We start from the raw sequence: 15166 nt of genomic DNA, 5'->3' as shown, positions 1-15166 counted from the left end.
CGGATCGTAGCCATGTCGTTCTGTGAGCCAAGGAGTTGGAATCCTGATTTGTCTTTCTAAGACCGCTTGGCCTCCGACTTGGGGCGGCCTGGTCGTCGCCCTGGTGCTCGCCGGGCTGTACTTCCTCGGCACGCAGCTGGCCGGCGGTGGCGCAGCGGAGACGCCCGTCGCGACGACCCCCGCATCCGCCGAGCCGACTCCCGAGCCGGCCCCCGAGCCGACCGGCCCGCAGCCCGCGGGCGTCCACGCGTGGGACACGCTGTTCGGCGGCGAGTGCCTCGACGGGTTCACCTCCGTGTGGGCCGAGGAGTTCTCGGTCGTCGACTGCGCGGCGCCGCACGCCGCGCAGCTCGTCTACCGCGGCGTGCTCGCCGAGGATGCCGCGGCGCCGTTCCCGGGCGAGGCCGAGATCGGCTCGCGCATGAACCTCCTGTGCACCGCGCCCGGCGTCATCGAGGTCGGCGCGGCCGCGGGCATCGACGACCTGCAGGTGCAGGGGTCCTATCCCGTCACCGAGGAACAGTGGGCCGACGGGGAGCGCACCTACTACTGCTTCGTGAATCGTGCGAGCGGCGAGCCGCTCACCGGGTCGTTGCAGGGTCCCGGGCCGACGGGCTGACGCGGTCTGACGCGGCCTGACGCGGGCTGACGCGGGCTGACGCGGCCTGCGCGCCACGCGCCGGCCTGAGCGGGGGTTCGGCGGTGACGGTGCTCGCCGGTAGCGTCGTGACATGGGTTCGGCCGAGGTGACGCGCGCGGGCGCGGCGAGGGAGCAGCTCGCGGCGGTCGCCCGCGATCCGGGGTTGCTCGCCGACTGGCAGGAGACGGACTGGCCCGACGGGGTCGAGCCGCGGGCCGCGGCCGTGCTCATGCTCTTCGGGGTGCTCGACCGGGTCGAGAGTGCGCGGGACGCGCAGGCGAGCGCGGTCTCGGCCGACCTCGACGTGCTGCTGCTCGCGCGAGCGACCACGCTGCGCGCGCACGCCGGCCAGGTGGCCTTCCCCGGCGGGCGGGTCGACCCCGGGGACCGCGGGCCGGTCGATGCGGCGCTCCGTGAGGCGACCGAGGAGACCGGGCTCGACCCCGAAGGGGTCGAGGTGCTGGGCAGCCTGCGCCAGGTCCCGCTGCCGTTCTCGGGTCACGTCGTGACCCCGGTGCTCGGCTGGTGGGCGGTGCCGTCGCCCGTGCGGGTCGTCGACGTGGCCGAGTCGGCGGGCGTGTTCCGGGCGCCGGTGGCCGACCTCCTCGACCCGGGCAACCGGTACACGTCGGTGATCCGGCGCGATGGGCGCGACTGGCGCGGCCCCGCGTTCCTCGTCGAGGCGGGCGGTGCCCGCCGGCTCGTCTGGGGGTTCACCGGGCTGCTGCTCGACCGGCTCTTCGACCGGCTCGGCTGGAGCGAGCCGTGGGACGCGGGGCAGGAGCTGGAGCTGCCGTCGTCGTGAAGCCGGACGCCCTGCCTACTGACATAGTGATATACTTTCCCGACCGTGTCGAGCGTGAGGGGAAGTCCCGATGTCACTGCGATCCCGCGCTCTCGATTCGGCCCTGTTGGGCGCGCTGGTCAGCGTCGCGATCGTCGCCGGCGGGCTCACGTCGGCCTCGGCCGCCGAAGGGGGCGGCGAGTCGTCCGTGGTCGGCGGGTTCGGCGTCGGCGACGCGAGCGAGGCGCTGATCGACGAGCGCGACGGCTCGGTGCAGCTCTCGGTCCCCGTCGCCGATCTCGGCTTGGCCTGGAGCTCGCGAGCGGTCGCGGGCGGCGACCTGACCGGCTTCGGGCCCGGGTGGGGCGTCGGGCTCACGCGCATCGGCGTGCGCGGCGGGGTCACGGTCGCGATGCCGTCAGGCGGCGTGCACGAGGCCGACGACACCCAGGCCTCAGGGCTCGCCGGGTATGGCGTCGGCGATCTGCGGTTCGACGTCACACCCGGCGGGGTGCTCGAAGCCCGTGCCGACGGGGCGGCCGGCGAGATCGGCTACGCCTACACGCTGGCCGAGCTCGGCGGCATCGTGACCTACTTCGACGCCGACGGGCGCGCCGTCCGCGAGGTCGACGTGGACGGCACCGTCACCGAGACCGAGTACGCGCCAGCGGCGCCTGGCGCGACCCGACCGCCCGTCGGGCTCGCGGTGCGCGAGCGCGTGACCGGGCCCGACGGATCGATCGTCGAGACCAGGCACGCACTCGACGACGCAGGCAGTGCGATCGTCGCGACCGAGACCCTGGCCGGCGACGACCCGGCGGCGCTCGCGGTCACGGCGCGCACGGAGTTCGCCGTCGAGCCCGACGGCTTCGTCTCCGAGCAGCGCGCGTACCCGGCGGGCGACCCGGCGCAGACGCCCGTCGTCACCCGCTGGCAGCGCGAGACCGACCTCGTCGCGGGCATGCGGACGGTCACCGAGACCTCGGCAGCCGGGAGCGGGGTCGAGGCCACGGCATCGACGACCGTCTCCCTCGCGCACGGCGGCGTGGTCGCCGAGGTCGACGCCGCAGGCACCGAGCGCGCGGCCGAGTACGACGCGCTGGGCCGCGTCACGGAACTCACCGACGCCGCCGGCGCGGTGACGACGCGCTACGCGTACGGCGACTACGGGCAGGTCACGGTGCGCGGCATCGCCGAGACCGAAGCCGATCCGCTCCGCCGCAATCCGTTCCAGTACTCGGGCGCGTACACGCATATCGACGGCACGCAGTGGCTGCGGGTCCGCACCTACGACCCCGTCAGCATGCGCTTCACGACCATGGACGAGGAGGATCTGCTGAACGTCTACGCGTACGCCGACCTCAACCCGGTCATGATGGTCGACCCGAGCGGGCGTGCGTCGAAGGCGGACTCCGCCCTCGACATCCTTCTGCTCGCTGCGGCCGCGGGATTCGCCGTCGGCATGGCGGTCGCAGCGGTCTTCACCGGGGGCTGGTCGTTGACCATGCTCGGCATCGCCGGCTGGGTTGCCGACGCGGTGACCATCGGCGCCTCGGTCTACCGCATCGACGCCGCGATGCGCGGCGAGGTGATCGACCCCGAGGTCGACCAGGCGCTGTTCTGGGGCGAGATCGCGTTCGCCGCCGTCGGGGCCATCGCGCTCGTGCACACGGTCAAGACCCTGCCGCGAGCAGTGGAGCTGCAATCAGCCGCGTCGAAACTGCAGTTCGTTCCGCACGAACAGGTCGCTGCTCTTTCCTCGACGAAGAAGGCGACCGACCGGTGGATCTTCGCCAACAACGGGACGGTCGACGGAGGGCTTCGCGGCGCGATCGAGAATCGCTTCAAGTCAGACCGAAGGCTCATTGGCAAAGCCACCCGGCTCCAGGATGCGCGATTGAACGAGACCAAGACACTCATCAGCGACTCTTGGCCCATATCGGAGGCAGCACGCGGCCCCTTGCTCACCAGACCGCTCCTGGCGGCGTCCACTGAGCGACGAGTGATGGATCAGCTGCGCCGTGTCAACCAGAACGTCAAGACGCTCCAGGACTACTCCCGCCGGTGGATGAAGGAGGCGCTCGAAACCGGGGTGGTCAAGCGAGCAGCGAGCACTCCGGAGAGACCAACAGGCGGTCTCGCAAAGCCCGCAGCCGGCGATGGCGAGTACTGGTACCCGCCGTCCGACTCTGCAACCCGTGCTCCGATCAGGTCAACGGACTTCGCGCCGAAGCCCGTGCGCAAGTACAGCTGACGCCAAGCGCCCCCGCTACAGCTCCGTCTCGCGCGGCTCTGCCGCGACCAGCTCGTGCACGCCCTTCAGGATCTCGTCCGGCCGGAACGGGTACTTCTCGAGCTCGCGCTGATCGCTGATGCCCGAGAGCACGAGGATGGTGTGCAGCCCCGCCTCGATGCCCGCCACGATGTCGGTGTCCATGCGGTCGCCGATCATGGCGGTGTTCTCGGAGTGCGCGCCGATGGTGTTGAGCGCCGAGCGGAACATCATGGGGTTCGGCTTGCCGACCACGTACGGCTCACGCCCGGTCGCCTTGGTGATGAGCGCCGCGATCGCGCCCGTCGCGGGCAGCGGGCCTTCGGCGCTCGGCCCGGTCGCGTCGGGGTTCGTGACGATGAAACGCGCACCCTTGCCGATCAGTCGGATCGCCTTCGTGATCGCCTCGAACGAGTAGTTCCGGGTCTCGCCGACGACGACGAAGTCGGGGTCGGTCTCGGTCATCACGAATCCGGCCTCGTGCAGCGCCGTGAGGATGCCGGCCTCGCCGATGACGAATGCGGAGCCGCCCGGCACCTGCTGCTTCAAGAAGTCCGCGGTCGCGAGCGCCGAGGTCCAGATGCGCTCCTCGGGCACGTTCAGGCCCGAGGCGCGCAACCGTGCCGACAGGTCGCGCGCGGTGAAGATCGAGTTGTTCGTCAGCACGAGGTAGGGCGTGCCCGCGTCCTCCCACTGCTGCAGCAGCTCGGCGGCGCCCGGCAGCGCGTGGTTCTCGTGGACGAGCACACCGTCCATGTCGGTCAGCCACGCCTCGACCTCGTCACGTCCTCGCAAGCGCTCCATGCGTTCCAGCGTAGAGGGATCGGGAGACCGCCGGGTTCAGTGCAGCAGGCTCCGCCAGTCCTCAGGCACATTGCCGGTCGGCCCGGGGCACTCCTGGTCGTCGGGGCGCCAGCGCGGCGGCGTCAGCGGCACCGGCCGGGCCGCCGAACCCGTCGCGTAGTTCCAGAACCACCCCTCGCCCGGTTCGAACGACGCCGCGATCGGGTGCCCGGTGTCACGCGCGTGCGCGCTCGCGTGCTGCGCGGGGGAGGAGTCGCAACAGCCGACGTGCCCGCACTCGACGCACCGCCGCAGATGGAACCACCACCCGCCGGCCTCGATACAGCTCGCGCAGCCCACGCCCGATGGCGCCGGCGCGAGCCCCGTCACGCGAACACCTCGGCCGCAGCCAGCGCCCGGTGCACCGACGCGACGGCGCTCGAGCCCTCGCCGACCGCCGCCGCGACGCGTTTCATCGAGCCCCGCCGCACATCGCCCGCGGCGAACACGCGCGGCAGACTCGTCTCGAACGGCAACGGCATGCGCCCGAGACTCCGCCACGGATCGCCGAGCGAGATGACGTCGGCGCCCGTGTGCACGAAGCCGTGCTCGTCGCGCTCGACCGCGCCCAGCCAGTCGGTCGCGGGCTCGGCGCCGATGAAGCAGAACAGCGCCGCGCACTCGACGGCGCCGTCGACGGCGCCCGCGAGCGTCACGCGGTCGAGCCGCTCCCCGCCGTGCAACTCCACGACCTGGGTGCCGGTGTGCACGTCGATGCGGGCGTCCTCGACGATCCGGTCCGTGAGATAGCTCGACATCTGCGCGCCGAGGTCGCCGGAGCGCGCGACGAGGCGCACGTGGCATCCGTTCGCGGCCAGCGCGAGCGCCGCCTGCCCGGCGGAGTTCGCGCCCCCGACGACCACGACCTCGGACCCGGCGGCCTGCCGCAGCTCGAGCGTCGACGCCGCATAGTGGATGCCGGCCCCCTCGAAGTCCTTCCAGCGATCGAGGTCGAGCGAGCGGTAGGCGACGCCGGTCGTCACGACGACCGCTCGCGCGTGCACGGTCGAGCCGTCGGCGAGGGCGATCTCGAGCGCGCCGCCGTCGCCCGGCTCGAGCCGCACCGCCTCACACGGCGCGATCACGCGCACGCCGAACTTGAACGCCTGCAGCGAGGCCTGCGATGTGAGCTGGTCGCCGCTCACGCCGAACGGGAAACCCAGGTAGTTCTCGATGCGACTCGTCGCGGCCGACTGGCCGCCGGGCGCCACCGAGTCGAGCAGCACCGTGCGCAACCCCTCCGAGGCGCCGTAGATCGCCGCGGCGAGCCCCGCGGGACCGGCCCCGACGACCGCGAGGTCGACGGACTGGTCGTCTTCGGCCGTGTACGCGAGCCCCAGCACCTCGGCGAGCCGCCCGGGCGTGGCACGCAGGATCGGCTCGCCCTGCACGAGCGCGACCGGCAGGTCGTCGGGGGAGAACCCGTGCGAGGCCATCGACTCGGCGCCGCCCGGCTGGTCGATGTCGAACCACGTGTGCACGAGCTCGAGGCGTTCCGCGTACCGGCGCAGCGCGACCGCGTCGCGGTCGCGCTCGGAGCCGACGATCTTCAACGTCCAGGCCGCCGGCCCCCGGCGCAGCTCTTCGCGGCGAGCCCAGAGCGTGCGCAGCATGAGATCGCACAGCTCGTCGTCCTCCGCCATCATGCGCTGCAGCGACTCGTGGTCGACGCGGCGCACCCGTCCGGGCTCAGCCACGCGTGCGGTGAGGAACGCGCGCTGCCCGTTCAGCAGCCCGAGCTCGCCCACGAACGTGCGCGGGCCGAGCGTCGCGATGTGCGTCTCGTCGATCCAGGCGAGCGCATCGCGCACGACGTCGACCGCGCCGGTCTCGACCAGGATCAGGTCGATCCATCGCTCGCCCGAACGGAACAGCACGTCGCCGGCGCGGGTGTCGACCGCCGTGCCGTACTGCCGCAGGCGGTCCCACTGTGCGTCGGTCAGGGTGGGGACGATGTCGGGGTGCTCGGCTCCCATGGGGCCCATCCTGCCCCAGCCCGACCCGTTGGTCGAGTAGTGAGCGCCAGCGAGCGTATCGAGACCCTGGTGGGCCGCTCTCGAGGCCGGGGCACCGGGTCTCGATACGCTTCGCTACTCGACCAGCGGGTCGGCGCTCACCCAGATCGCCTCGGCTGCGGCGCGCGGCAGCGCGACGGATGTCTCGGCGCCGGCGATGCGCAGACGAACCGCCTCGGGCGAGGCATCCGTCACCTCGATGGCCGCGCCGGGGCCGAGCCCCGCGTCGTCCAGGTCGCGCAGGATCGCCGGGTCGCGGTCGCTGATGCGGATCACGCGGCTCGCATGACCCACGGCCGCCTCGTCGAGCCGCGTGTACGGCTCGCTCACGAGCGTGCCGTCGGCGGCCGGGATGGCATCGCCGTGCGGATCGCGCGCGGGGCGTCCGAGCCGGGCGTCGACGGCCTCGAGCAACCGGTCGGAGACCGCGTGCTCGAGCACCTCGGCCTCGTCGTGCACCTCGTCCCACGCGTACCCCATCTCGCGGACGAGCCAGGTCTCGATGAGCCGGTGCCGCCGCACGACCGCGAGCGCGCGCGCCCGGCCCGCCTCGGTGAGCCGCAGCGGCCCGTACGGCACGTGCTGCACGAGCCCCTGCGCAGCCATCTTCTTCACCATCTCGGTCACCGACGACGGGGCGACACCGAGCTGGGCCGCGAGCACCGACGGCGTGATGGGGTCGGGCTGCCACTCGGTGTGGGCGTACACCGTCTTGAGGTAGTCCTCGATGGCTGGGCTGGCGGTCGCGGGCATCGGACTCAGGATACCGGCGGGTGCGAGCGCGCGGATGTCTCGGCACGGCGAAGACCGCCCCGGTCACCTCATGCGTCGGTGACCGGGGCGGCCGGTTCAGCGGGACGATCCTCGTCAGTCGGCCCGCCGCTCAGCGGCGGGTCAGTTGCCCAGCCCGCCGAGGTCGATGGCGCCGGTGACGTCGTCGACGATGCCGCCGATGTCGACGCTGCCGGTCACGTCTTCGACGATGCCGTCGACGCTTCCGGTCACATCGCCGACGACGTCGTCCACGTCGGCTTCGATGCCGCCGAGGTCCACGTTCGTCTCATTGCCCGAGCCGATGGGGGCCTGCACGTCGTTGCCCGAGCCCACCTCGTTGCCCGAGCCCACGTCGTTGCCCGAGCCGACCTCGTTGCCGGAGCCCACGTCGCCGACCTCGTTGCCGGAGCCGATATCACCGGGCGCGACCACCACGGGGCTCGAGTTCGAGACGTCGCCGTTCGCGATCCCGCCATCCGCGACGTCGCCGAGCACGTCGCCGAGCACGTCGCCCACGCCGAGCCCGGTCGAGACGCTGCCGATCAGGTCATTGGCGATGTCGGTCCAGTTCGACGTCTCGGTCGTCGACGAGTCGCCGTGCTCGGCCGACCAGTCGGCGGCTGCGGCGGGCATCGCGAGGCCCGCGGTGAGCAGGCCTCCGGCGGCGAGGGCCGAGATGCCGATGGCGGTGGCGCGGGTCTTGCGGGTGCCGGTGAACGCGTTCATGTGAACTCTTCCTTCCGTCGTGGATCCGGGCCGGCTGCCGTGTGGCGGCCGTGCTGCCCGGGACGTGAAGGGATCCGGCGCGGGGTCGCGATCGGATTGGCCATCGGGGCGGACCCGCCCGGGATCGGGCTCGTTCCGCACGGGTTCCTGAGAGACCCTGGGAGCGCGCTCGCGCACGAGGCCGGGCGGCGTGCCGCCGAGGCATCCGGATCCTGAGCGTTGGCTCAGAGCGCGGCCTGCCCGACGCTGCTATCGGGCAACCGGTCCCGGGCCCGGTCCCGGCCCCCGCGGCCGCGGGCATAGGGTGGCTGGAGCATGTCCGAGAACGACTCCCGCTCCCGTATCCGCTGGCCCGCCGCGGCCGCACTCGACGTCGCCCTGGTGCTCGTGTTCGCGACCATCGGCCGCGCGAGTCACGAGCGCGGGCTGAGCCCGCTCGGCATCCTCGAGACCGCGTGGCCGTTCCTCGCCGCGCTCGCCGTCGGGTGGCTGGTGCTGGCCGCGTGGCGTGCACCCGCGGCGCCGCTGCGCACCGGTCTGCCGCTCGCGGCGATCACGGTGGCCGGCGGGATGGTGCTGCGGCTCGTGAGCGGCGCGGGCGCCGCGATCCCGTTCATCATCGTCGCGTCGATCACCGTGGTGGTGCTCCTGGTGGGCTGGCGGGCGATCGCCCGGCTGGTCGCGCCGTCGCGGTCGCGGTCGCGGTCGGCGGGGCGGCCGGTCACGCCCCGGTGAACACGAGCCAGAGCAGCAGGCCGTTCAGCGTGATCAGGAAGATCGACGCCGCGACGCCCGCGGCCGTGGTCGCCCAGTGGTTGCGCCAGCGGCCGAGGAGCCCACGCTTCGCGGTGAGCGCGACGAGCGGCACGAGCGCGAACGGGATGCCGAACGACAGCACGACCTGACTCAGCACCAACGAGAGGGTCGGGTCGAACCCGAGCGCGAGGATCGCGAGCGCCGGGACCAGCGTCACGAGTCGCCGGAAGATGAGCGGGATGCGCACGCGCAGCAGCCCGTGCATGATCTCGGCGCCCGCGTAGGCGCCGACCGAGGTCGAGGCGAGGCCAGAGGCGAGCAGCCCGATCGCGAACAGCGTCGCGATCACCGGGCCGAGCGACAGCTCGAGCGCGGCGTAGGCGCCCTCGAGACTGTCGGTGCCGGCGACGCCCGCGAGGTTCACGGCGGCCAGCAGCAGGATGCACAGGTTCACGGTTCCCGCGATCGCCATGGCGACCGTCACGTCGATGCGGGTCGCGCGGAGCAGCGTGTCGGTCGGCAGGTGCGTCGCGCTGCCGGGCAGCAGCTCGGCACGGTCGGTCCCTCGGGTCACGCGGAACCACGAACGGATGCCGCGCGCCGAGGTCGCGGCCTGCGGGCCGTCGGCGGCGCCGCCCGCCCTGGCCTCGGCGGCACCGCCCGCCTGGAGTCCCGGGGTCGCGAACCGGTCGCGGCTCAGCGCTGAGTGCGCGTAGATCGCGTGCGGCATGATCGTCGCGCCGAGGATCGAGGCGGCGAGCAGCACCGAGTTCGTGTCCTCGAAGCGCGGCACGAGCCCCGCGAACAGGCCGCCGGGATCGGGCGGGGCGATGAACACGCCGACCGTGAATCCGATCGCGATGATCGCGAGCAGGCCCATGATGACGAACTCGAACGTGCGCGGTCCGCGCCGCGACTGCAGCACGAGCAGCCCGATCGACACGGTCCCGGTGATGACGCCGCCCCAGATCAGCGGGATGCCGAACAGCAGGTTCAGGGCGACCGCGCCGCCGATGACCTCGGCGAGGTCGGTGGCCATCGCGACGAGCTCGGCCTGCAGCCAGTACGCGCGGCGGCCCCAGGCGTTGCGGAGGCGCCCCCCGAGCACCTCTGGCAGGCTGCGGCCGGTGACGATGCCGAGCTTCGCCGAGAGGTACTGGATGAGCCACGCCATCACATTGCCGAGCACGACGACCCAGACCAGCAGGTAGCCGTACTGGGCGCCCGCCGTCATGTTGCTCGCGACATTGCCCGGGTCGAGGTAGGCGACCCCGGCGACCAGCGCCGGCCCGATCAACCAGGCGACGCGCGGAATCCCATTTCGGGCGGCTCGCGGAGCGGGCGCGGCATCGTCACGTTCGACGGACTCGTCTTCGAGAGTTTTCGGCACGCCTAAATCGTACACATATTCGGCACACCGAAACCCGGCGGTCCGCTCCCCGATGTCGGGTCACCAGGTCTCGATACGCGTGCTCGTTCCTCGCGCGCTACTCGACCAACGGGGGCGCGATAGCGTGGCCGGGTGGACGACGAGCGCGAGACGGATGCCCCGGGCGCGCCCATGCACGGCGTCGGGCCCTGGCCGGGCGGGCGAGAGACGTGGCCCGACGACCCGCGCTACGACCCCGAGCTGCTCGAGGCGGGCGACACGCGCAATGTCGTCGACCAGTACCGGTACTGGCGCATGGACGCGATCGTCGCGGATCTCGATGCGAAGCGACACCCGTTCCACGTCGCGATCGAGAACTGGCAGCACGACATGAACATCGGCTCGATCGTGCGCAGCGCGAACGCGTTCGCGGCCGACACCGTGCACATCATCGGCCGTCGCCGCTGGAACAAGCGCGGGGCGATGGTCACCGACCGCTACCAGCATCTCGCGTACCACGAGGACGTCGCGGCGTTCGCGGCCTGGGCACAGGGTGCCGGGCTCCCGGTCATCGCGGTCGACAACATCGACGGCGCCGTGCCGATCGAGGTGTTCGCCTGGCCCGCGCGCTGCGTGCTGCTCTTCGGCCAGGAGGGCCCGGGCCTGTCAGCCGAGGCGCAGGCCGCGGCCGACGCGGTCGTTGAGATCACCCAGTTCGGCTCGACCCGCTCGCTGAACGCGAGCGCCGCGGCCGCGATCGCCATGCACTCCTGGGTGCTGAGCCACGCCGCCCTCCCCCCGCGCTCCTCGCTGATCGAGTAGCGAGCGAGGAACGAGCACGCGTATCGAGATCCGGTGCGGTGGTCTCGATACGCTTCGCTCCTCGACCGGCGGGCTCGCGTCAGGCCGGGGTCTGCTGGTGCGCGGCGACGTGCCAGGCGCCGTCGTCGTAGAGGTACGTGGTCGACATGCGCAGGTTGGCGACGTCGTCGCCGCGCCGCGCGACGGCCCGGTAGACCAGCACTCCTGCGTGCTCGCCGAGCCGGATCACCGCGGGCTCGTGCAGCTCGTACTCGTCCCACGGGGGAGCGCTGCGGAACGCCGCGATCATCTCGTCGCGCCCGAGCACCGCGCCCTCGATCACCATGAGTGCGTCGCGGGTCATCGCCCGGGCGTAGTGCTCTCCGCCGCGGCCGGCGAGGATCGCGCGCCAGCCGGTGTGCTCTTCGTGCAGGAGTCGCGCGGGCAGATCGTCGGTGATCTCGGTCATGGTTCCACGCTATCCGCGCACGCGGCGCACTGTCACGGGTTGACGGATGTCCCGTGCCCGGCGCCGGCCCCGAGGCATCCGCGCTGCCCGCCCCGCGATCTTGCGCGTCGACGAGCGCGATGCCTCGCCCGCGCCCCGTGTGACCGTCTGCGCCGCGTACGACCGTCGTACGTGGCGCAGACGGTCACCGATGGCGCGATACCGCGGGGCTCAGTCGGTGCCGAGGTCGAACGCGGCGGCCTCGTTCGCGGCATCCGTCGCGGCCTCGAGGTCGCTCTCGGTCGCACCCGCGGCGATCTCGGCCGCCTCGCCCGGGGCGAGGTCCCCGACCAGTGCCGCGGTCGCGCCGCCCACGATGCCGAGCTGCGCGTACTGCTCGAGACGCGCGCGCGAGTCCGCGATGTCGAGGTTGCGCATGGTCAGCTGGCCGATCCGGTCCTCGGGGCCGAACGCCTGGTCGCCCACGCGCTCCATGGACAGCTTGTCGGGGTGGTAGCTGAGCGCGGGGCCCGTCGTGTTCAGGATCGTGTAGTCGTCGCCGCGGCGGAGGCGCAGCGTGACCTCGCCGGTCACGGCCGAGCCCACCCAGCGCTGGATCGACTCGCGCAGCATGAGCGACTGCGGGTCGAGCCAGCGGCCCTCGTACATGAGCCGGCCGAGGCGGCGGCCCTCCTGGTGGTAGTTCGCGACCGTGTCTTCATTGTGGATCGCGTTCAGCAGCCGCTCGTACGTGATGTGCAGCAGCGCCATGCCCGGCGCCTCGTAGATGCCGCGCGACTTCGCCTCGATGATGCGGTTCTCGATCTGGTCGCTCATGCCGAGCCCGTGCCGGCCGCCGATGCGGTTGGCCTCGAGCACGAGCTCGACCGCGTCGGCGTACTCGACGCCGTTGAGCGCGACCGGGCGGCCCTGCTCGAATCGCACCGTGACGTCTTCGGCCGCGATCGCGACCGACTCGTCCCAGAAGCGCACGCCCATGATCGGCTCGACGATCGTGACGCCCGCGTCGAGGTCTTCGAGCTTCTTGGCCTCGTGCGTGGCGCCCCAGATGTTCGCGTCGGTCGAGTACGCCTTCTCGACGCTCGACCGGTACGGCAGGTCGCGCGCCTGCAGCCACTCGCTCATCTCGGTACGTCCGCCGAGCTCGGTCACGAAGTCGGCGTCGAGCCACGGCTTGTAGATGCGCAGCCGCGGGTTGGCCATGAGGCCGTAGCGGTAGAACCGCTCGATGTCGTTGCCCTTGTAGGTCGAGCCGTCGCCCCAGATGTCGACGCCGTCCTCCATCATGGCGCGCACGAGCAGCGTGCCCGTGACCGCGCGGCCGAGCGGCGTCGTGTTGAAGTAGGTCTTGCCGCCCGAGCGGATGTGGAACGCGCCGCACTGCATCGCGACGAGGCCCTCCTCGACGAGCGACGACCGGCAGTCGACGAGCCGCGAGAGCTCGGCACCGTACTGCAGGGCGCGCCCGGGCACCGCCTCGACGTCGGGCTCGTCGGGCTGCCCGAGGTCGGCCGTGTACGTGCAGGGCACGGCGCCCTTCTCGCGCATCCATGCGACCGCCACGGAGGTGTCGAGACCACCGGAGAACGCGATGCCGACACGCTCGCCGACGGGGAGGGAGGAGAGGACCTTGGACATGAGCACCAGCCTACTTGCGCGCGCGGGCGCGAGATGACGCGACGGCGGATGCCTCGTGCGGGCCGCTGCGCGAGGCATCCGCCCGCCCGCCTCCCGGGCCGTCGGGAGGCCCCGCGATACAGTGAGGTGTGACTGCAGACCAGACACCTCCGGCGCGCGTGCCCACGCTCGCCGACGAACCCGAAGTCCGTGCGGCGCTCGCCGAACGCGAGCGCGGTGCCGTGGACGAGGTCGTGGCGGAGCATCCGTCGTCGCCCCTCGCGTGGGCCGAGCTCGCCGATGTCGCCGACTCGCAGGGCCGGCCTGTGGACGCGTTCGCCTACGCGGTCGTCGCGGTCGACCTCGCGTGCGAGCAGCTCAGGGCGGCCGGCTGGGAGCCGGGCGCAGCCGTCTCGTGGTCGGACGAGCCCAACCGCGCCTACCTGCGCGCGCTCGACGCCCAGCGTCGCGCGGCCCGCGCGCTGGGGCTCGACGCGCGAGCCGAGCGGCTCGCGGGCGAGCTCGCCGCCGCCGACGCCGAGGCGCCCGCTCGCATCGCGAGCGAGTTCACGCCAACGCAGATCCTGTCGCTCGCCGACGTCGAGGCGGCGGTCCGGCGCGAGACCGCGACTGAGGCCGCGACCGCCACCGGCGCCGTCGCCGGTGACCCGATCACCACCCCCGGCTCGTTCGAAGCCGTTGGCGCCGCTGGCGCCGGAGAGGACTGATATGCCCGCGGTCGTACTCGTCGGAGCACAGTGGGGCGATGAGGGCAAGGGCAAGGCGACCGACCTGCTCGGCTCGCGCCTCGACTACGTCGTGAAGTTCAACGGCGGCAACAACGCCGGCCACACGGTCGTCGTCGGCGACGAGAAGTACGCGTTGCACCTGCTGCCGTCGGGCATCCTGACGCCGGGCGTCACGCCCGTGATCTCGAACGGCGTGGTCGTCGACATCGAGGTGCTGTTCGAGGAGCTCGAGGGGCTCGAGAGCCGCGGGGTCGATGTCTCGAAGCTGCGCATCTCGGCGAACGCGCATGTCATCACGCAGTACCACCGCACGCTCGACAAGGTCACCGAGCGGTTCCTCGGCAAGCGTCAGATCGGCACGACCGGGCGCGGCATCGGACCGACCTATGCCGACAAGATCAACCGCGTGGGCATCCGCATGCAGGACCTGTTCGACGAGAACATCCTGCGGCAGAAGGTCGAGGGCGCCCTCGACCAGAAGAACCACCTGCTGGTCAAGGTGTACAACCGGCGCGCGATCGGCGTCGACGAGATCGTCGACGAGCTGCTGACGTACGTCGACCGGCTGCGCCCCATGGTGACCGACACGGCACTCCTGCTGCACCAGGCGATCGATCGCGGCGAGACCGTGCTGTTCGAGGGCGGCCAGGCCACGATGCTCGACGTCGACCACGGCACCTACCCCTTCGTGACGTCGTCGAACGCCACGTCGGGCGGAGCCGTGACGGGCTCGGGCATCGCGCCGAACGCGATCGACCGGGTCATCGCGGTGGTCAAGGCGTACACGACGCGGGTCGGTGCCGGCCCGTTCCCGACCGAGCTGTTCGACCAGTGGGGCGACTTCCTGAGCGAGCAGGGCCATGAGTTCGGCACGACGACGGGCCGCCGTCGCCGCACGGGCTGGTACGACGCGCCCATCGCGCGCTACGCGAGCCGCATCAACGGCGTGACGGACTTCGTGCTCACGAAGCTCGACGTGCTGACCGGCATCGAGCGCATTCCGGTGTGCGTCGCCTACGACGTCGACGGCGTGATCATGGAGGAGGTCCCGGTCTCGCAGTCGGACTTCCACCACGCGAAGCCCGTCTATGAGGAGTTCCCCGGCTGGACCGAGGACCTCTCGGGTGCGCGCGAGTTCGACGACCTGCCCGCGAACGCGCAGAGCTACGTGCGCGAGCTCGAGGCCATGTCGGGCTCTCGCATCTCGGCGATCGGCGTCGGCCCCGAGCGCGACGAGATCGTCCAGGTGCACGACCTGCTCGACTGAGCGGCGCCGCACGCCAGTGTGGCCGGTGCACGCGAATGTGGCCGCCCGAGCGGTCTGTCTCGGGTGCAGTGGTCACACTCACGG

Annotated in this window: 15 protein-coding genes; 7 read left to right on the top strand and 8 right to left on the bottom strand. The window is 72.0% G+C overall.

The annotated features are described in order from the left end of the window. Nucleotides 1-103: 103 nt before the first annotated feature. The 3 genes from RH864_RS17910 (at nt 104) to RH864_RS17900 (ending at nt 3678) form a co-directional block, all read left to right on the top strand. Complete coding sequence (locus RH864_RS17910) at nt 104-619, top strand: septum formation family protein (RefSeq protein ID WP_310518942.1); 516 nt, start codon at nt 104-106, stop codon at nt 617-619. Between the two features lie 112 nt (nt 620-731). Then, nucleotides 732-1445 carry an NUDIX hydrolase gene (locus tag RH864_RS17905; protein ID WP_310518941.1) on the top strand — a complete coding sequence of 238 codons (714 nt, stop codon included), beginning with the start codon at nt 732-734 and terminating at the stop codon, nt 1443-1445. 70 nt (nt 1446-1515) lie between these two features. After that, nucleotides 1516-3678 carry an RHS repeat-associated core domain-containing protein gene (locus tag RH864_RS17900; protein ID WP_310518940.1) on the top strand — a complete coding sequence of 721 codons (2163 nt, stop codon included), beginning with the start codon at nt 1516-1518 and terminating at the stop codon, nt 3676-3678. Nucleotides 3679-3693: 15 nt separating this feature from the next. Here RH864_RS17900 and RH864_RS17895 read toward each other — a convergent pair whose 3' ends face one another. The 5 genes from RH864_RS17895 to RH864_RS17875 all read right to left on the bottom strand — a co-directional run bounded on the left by RH864_RS17895 (nt 3694) and on the right by RH864_RS17875 (nt 8054). Then, on the bottom strand, nt 3694-4500 hold the full coding sequence (locus RH864_RS17895; protein WP_396130003.1) for an HAD-IIA family hydrolase: 807 nt from the start codon (nt 4498-4500) through the stop codon (nt 3694-3696). 36 nt (nt 4501-4536) lie between these two features. Beyond that, entirely contained in the window at nt 4537-4869 is a 333-nt protein-coding gene (locus tag RH864_RS17890) for a UBP-type zinc finger domain-containing protein (RefSeq protein WP_310518939.1), read from the bottom strand. Then, on the bottom strand, nt 4866-6515 hold the full coding sequence (locus tag RH864_RS17885; RefSeq protein ID WP_310518938.1) for an FAD-dependent oxidoreductase: 1650 nt from the start codon (nt 6513-6515) through the stop codon (nt 4866-4868). The genes RH864_RS17890 and RH864_RS17885 overlap by 4 nt, the downstream gene beginning before the upstream one ends. 114 nt (nt 6516-6629) lie before the next feature. Next, nucleotides 6630-7307, bottom strand: a complete 678-nt coding sequence (locus tag RH864_RS17880; protein WP_310518937.1) for a metal-dependent transcriptional regulator — start codon at nt 7305-7307, stop codon at nt 6630-6632. A 141-nt stretch (nt 7308-7448) separates the two neighbouring features. Then, nucleotides 7449-8054, bottom strand: a complete 606-nt coding sequence (locus RH864_RS17875) for a hypothetical protein (protein WP_310518936.1) — start codon at nt 8052-8054, stop codon at nt 7449-7451. Nucleotides 8055-8369: 315 nt separating this feature from the next. Between RH864_RS17875 and RH864_RS17870 the strand changes: the two genes are divergently transcribed. After that, entirely contained in the window at nt 8370-8789 is a 420-nt protein-coding gene (locus RH864_RS17870) for a DUF3054 domain-containing protein (RefSeq protein ID WP_310518935.1), read from the top strand. Here the strand turns inward: RH864_RS17870 and RH864_RS17865 are convergent. After that, nucleotides 8776-10125, bottom strand: a complete 1350-nt coding sequence (locus RH864_RS17865) for an Nramp family divalent metal transporter (protein ID WP_310518945.1) — start codon at nt 10123-10125, stop codon at nt 8776-8778. The genes RH864_RS17870 and RH864_RS17865 overlap by 14 nt on opposite strands. Nucleotides 10126-10371: 246 nt before the next feature. Here RH864_RS17865 and RH864_RS17860 point away from each other — a divergent pair, with 246 nt between their 5' ends. Further along, nucleotides 10372-11001 carry a TrmH family RNA methyltransferase gene (locus RH864_RS17860; protein ID WP_310518944.1) on the top strand — a complete coding sequence of 210 codons (630 nt, stop codon included), beginning with the start codon at nt 10372-10374 and terminating at the stop codon, nt 10999-11001. A gap of 79 nt (nt 11002-11080) precedes the next feature. On the opposite strand, the gene RH864_RS17855 is transcribed toward RH864_RS17860, so the two are convergent. Together RH864_RS17855 and argG are read right to left on the bottom strand one after the other, a co-directional pair. Beyond that, nucleotides 11081-11449: a nuclear transport factor 2 family protein gene (locus RH864_RS17855; protein WP_310518934.1), complete on the bottom strand. Its 369-nt coding sequence runs from the start codon at nt 11447-11449 to the stop codon at nt 11081-11083. A 210-nt stretch (nt 11450-11659) separates the two neighbouring features. After that, nucleotides 11660-13087, bottom strand: a complete 1428-nt coding sequence (gene argG, locus RH864_RS17850; RefSeq protein ID WP_310518933.1) for an argininosuccinate synthase — start codon at nt 13085-13087, stop codon at nt 11660-11662. 128 nt (nt 13088-13215) lie between these two features. Between argG and RH864_RS17845 the strand changes: the two genes are divergently transcribed. Continuing rightward, entirely contained in the window at nt 13216-13794 is a 579-nt protein-coding gene (locus tag RH864_RS17845) for a DUF3151 family protein (protein WP_310518932.1), read from the top strand. Between the two features lies 1 nt (nt 13795). Further along, complete coding sequence (locus tag RH864_RS17840; protein WP_310518931.1) at nt 13796-15082, top strand: adenylosuccinate synthase; 1287 nt, start codon at nt 13796-13798, stop codon at nt 15080-15082. Nucleotides 15083-15166 lie beyond the last annotated feature (84 nt).

The organism is Agromyces aerolatus, from assembly GCF_031432255.1.
Lineage (GTDB): Bacteria > Actinomycetota > Actinomycetes > Actinomycetales > Microbacteriaceae > Agromyces.
This window is presented reverse-complemented; position numbering and strand designations above follow the sequence as displayed.

Bases quoted from the DNA above. Each gene is read 5' to 3' on its own strand.
- RH864_RS17870 (WP_310518935.1), top strand. From the start codon at position 8,370: ATGTCCGAGAACGACTCCCGCTCCCGTATCCGCTGGCCCGCCGCGGCC.
- RH864_RS17885 (WP_310518938.1), bottom strand. From the start codon at position 6,515: ATGGGAGCCGAGCACCCCGACATCGTCCCCACCCTGACCGACGCACAG.
- RH864_RS17860 (WP_310518944.1), top strand. From the start codon at position 10,372: ATGCACGGCGTCGGGCCCTGGCCGGGCGGGCGAGAGACGTGGCCCGAC.
- RH864_RS17875 (WP_310518936.1), bottom strand. From the start codon at position 8,054: ATGAACGCGTTCACCGGCACCCGCAAGACCCGCGCCACCGCCATCGGC.
- RH864_RS17840 (WP_310518931.1), top strand. From the start codon at position 13,796: ATGCCCGCGGTCGTACTCGTCGGAGCACAGTGGGGCGATGAGGGCAAG.
- RH864_RS17900 (WP_310518940.1), top strand. From the start codon at position 1,516: ATGTCACTGCGATCCCGCGCTCTCGATTCGGCCCTGTTGGGCGCGCTG.
- RH864_RS17905 (WP_310518941.1), top strand. From the start codon at position 732: ATGGGTTCGGCCGAGGTGACGCGCGCGGGCGCGGCGAGGGAGCAGCTC.
- RH864_RS17880 (WP_310518937.1), bottom strand. From the start codon at position 7,307: ATGCCCGCGACCGCCAGCCCAGCCATCGAGGACTACCTCAAGACGGTG.
- RH864_RS17855 (WP_310518934.1), bottom strand. From the start codon at position 11,449: ATGACCGAGATCACCGACGATCTGCCCGCGCGACTCCTGCACGAAGAG.
- argG (WP_310518933.1), bottom strand. From the start codon at position 13,087: ATGTCCAAGGTCCTCTCCTCCCTCCCCGTCGGCGAGCGTGTCGGCATC.
- RH864_RS17895 (WP_396130003.1), bottom strand. From the start codon at position 4,500: ATGGAGCGCTTGCGAGGACGTGACGAGGTCGAGGCGTGGCTGACCGAC.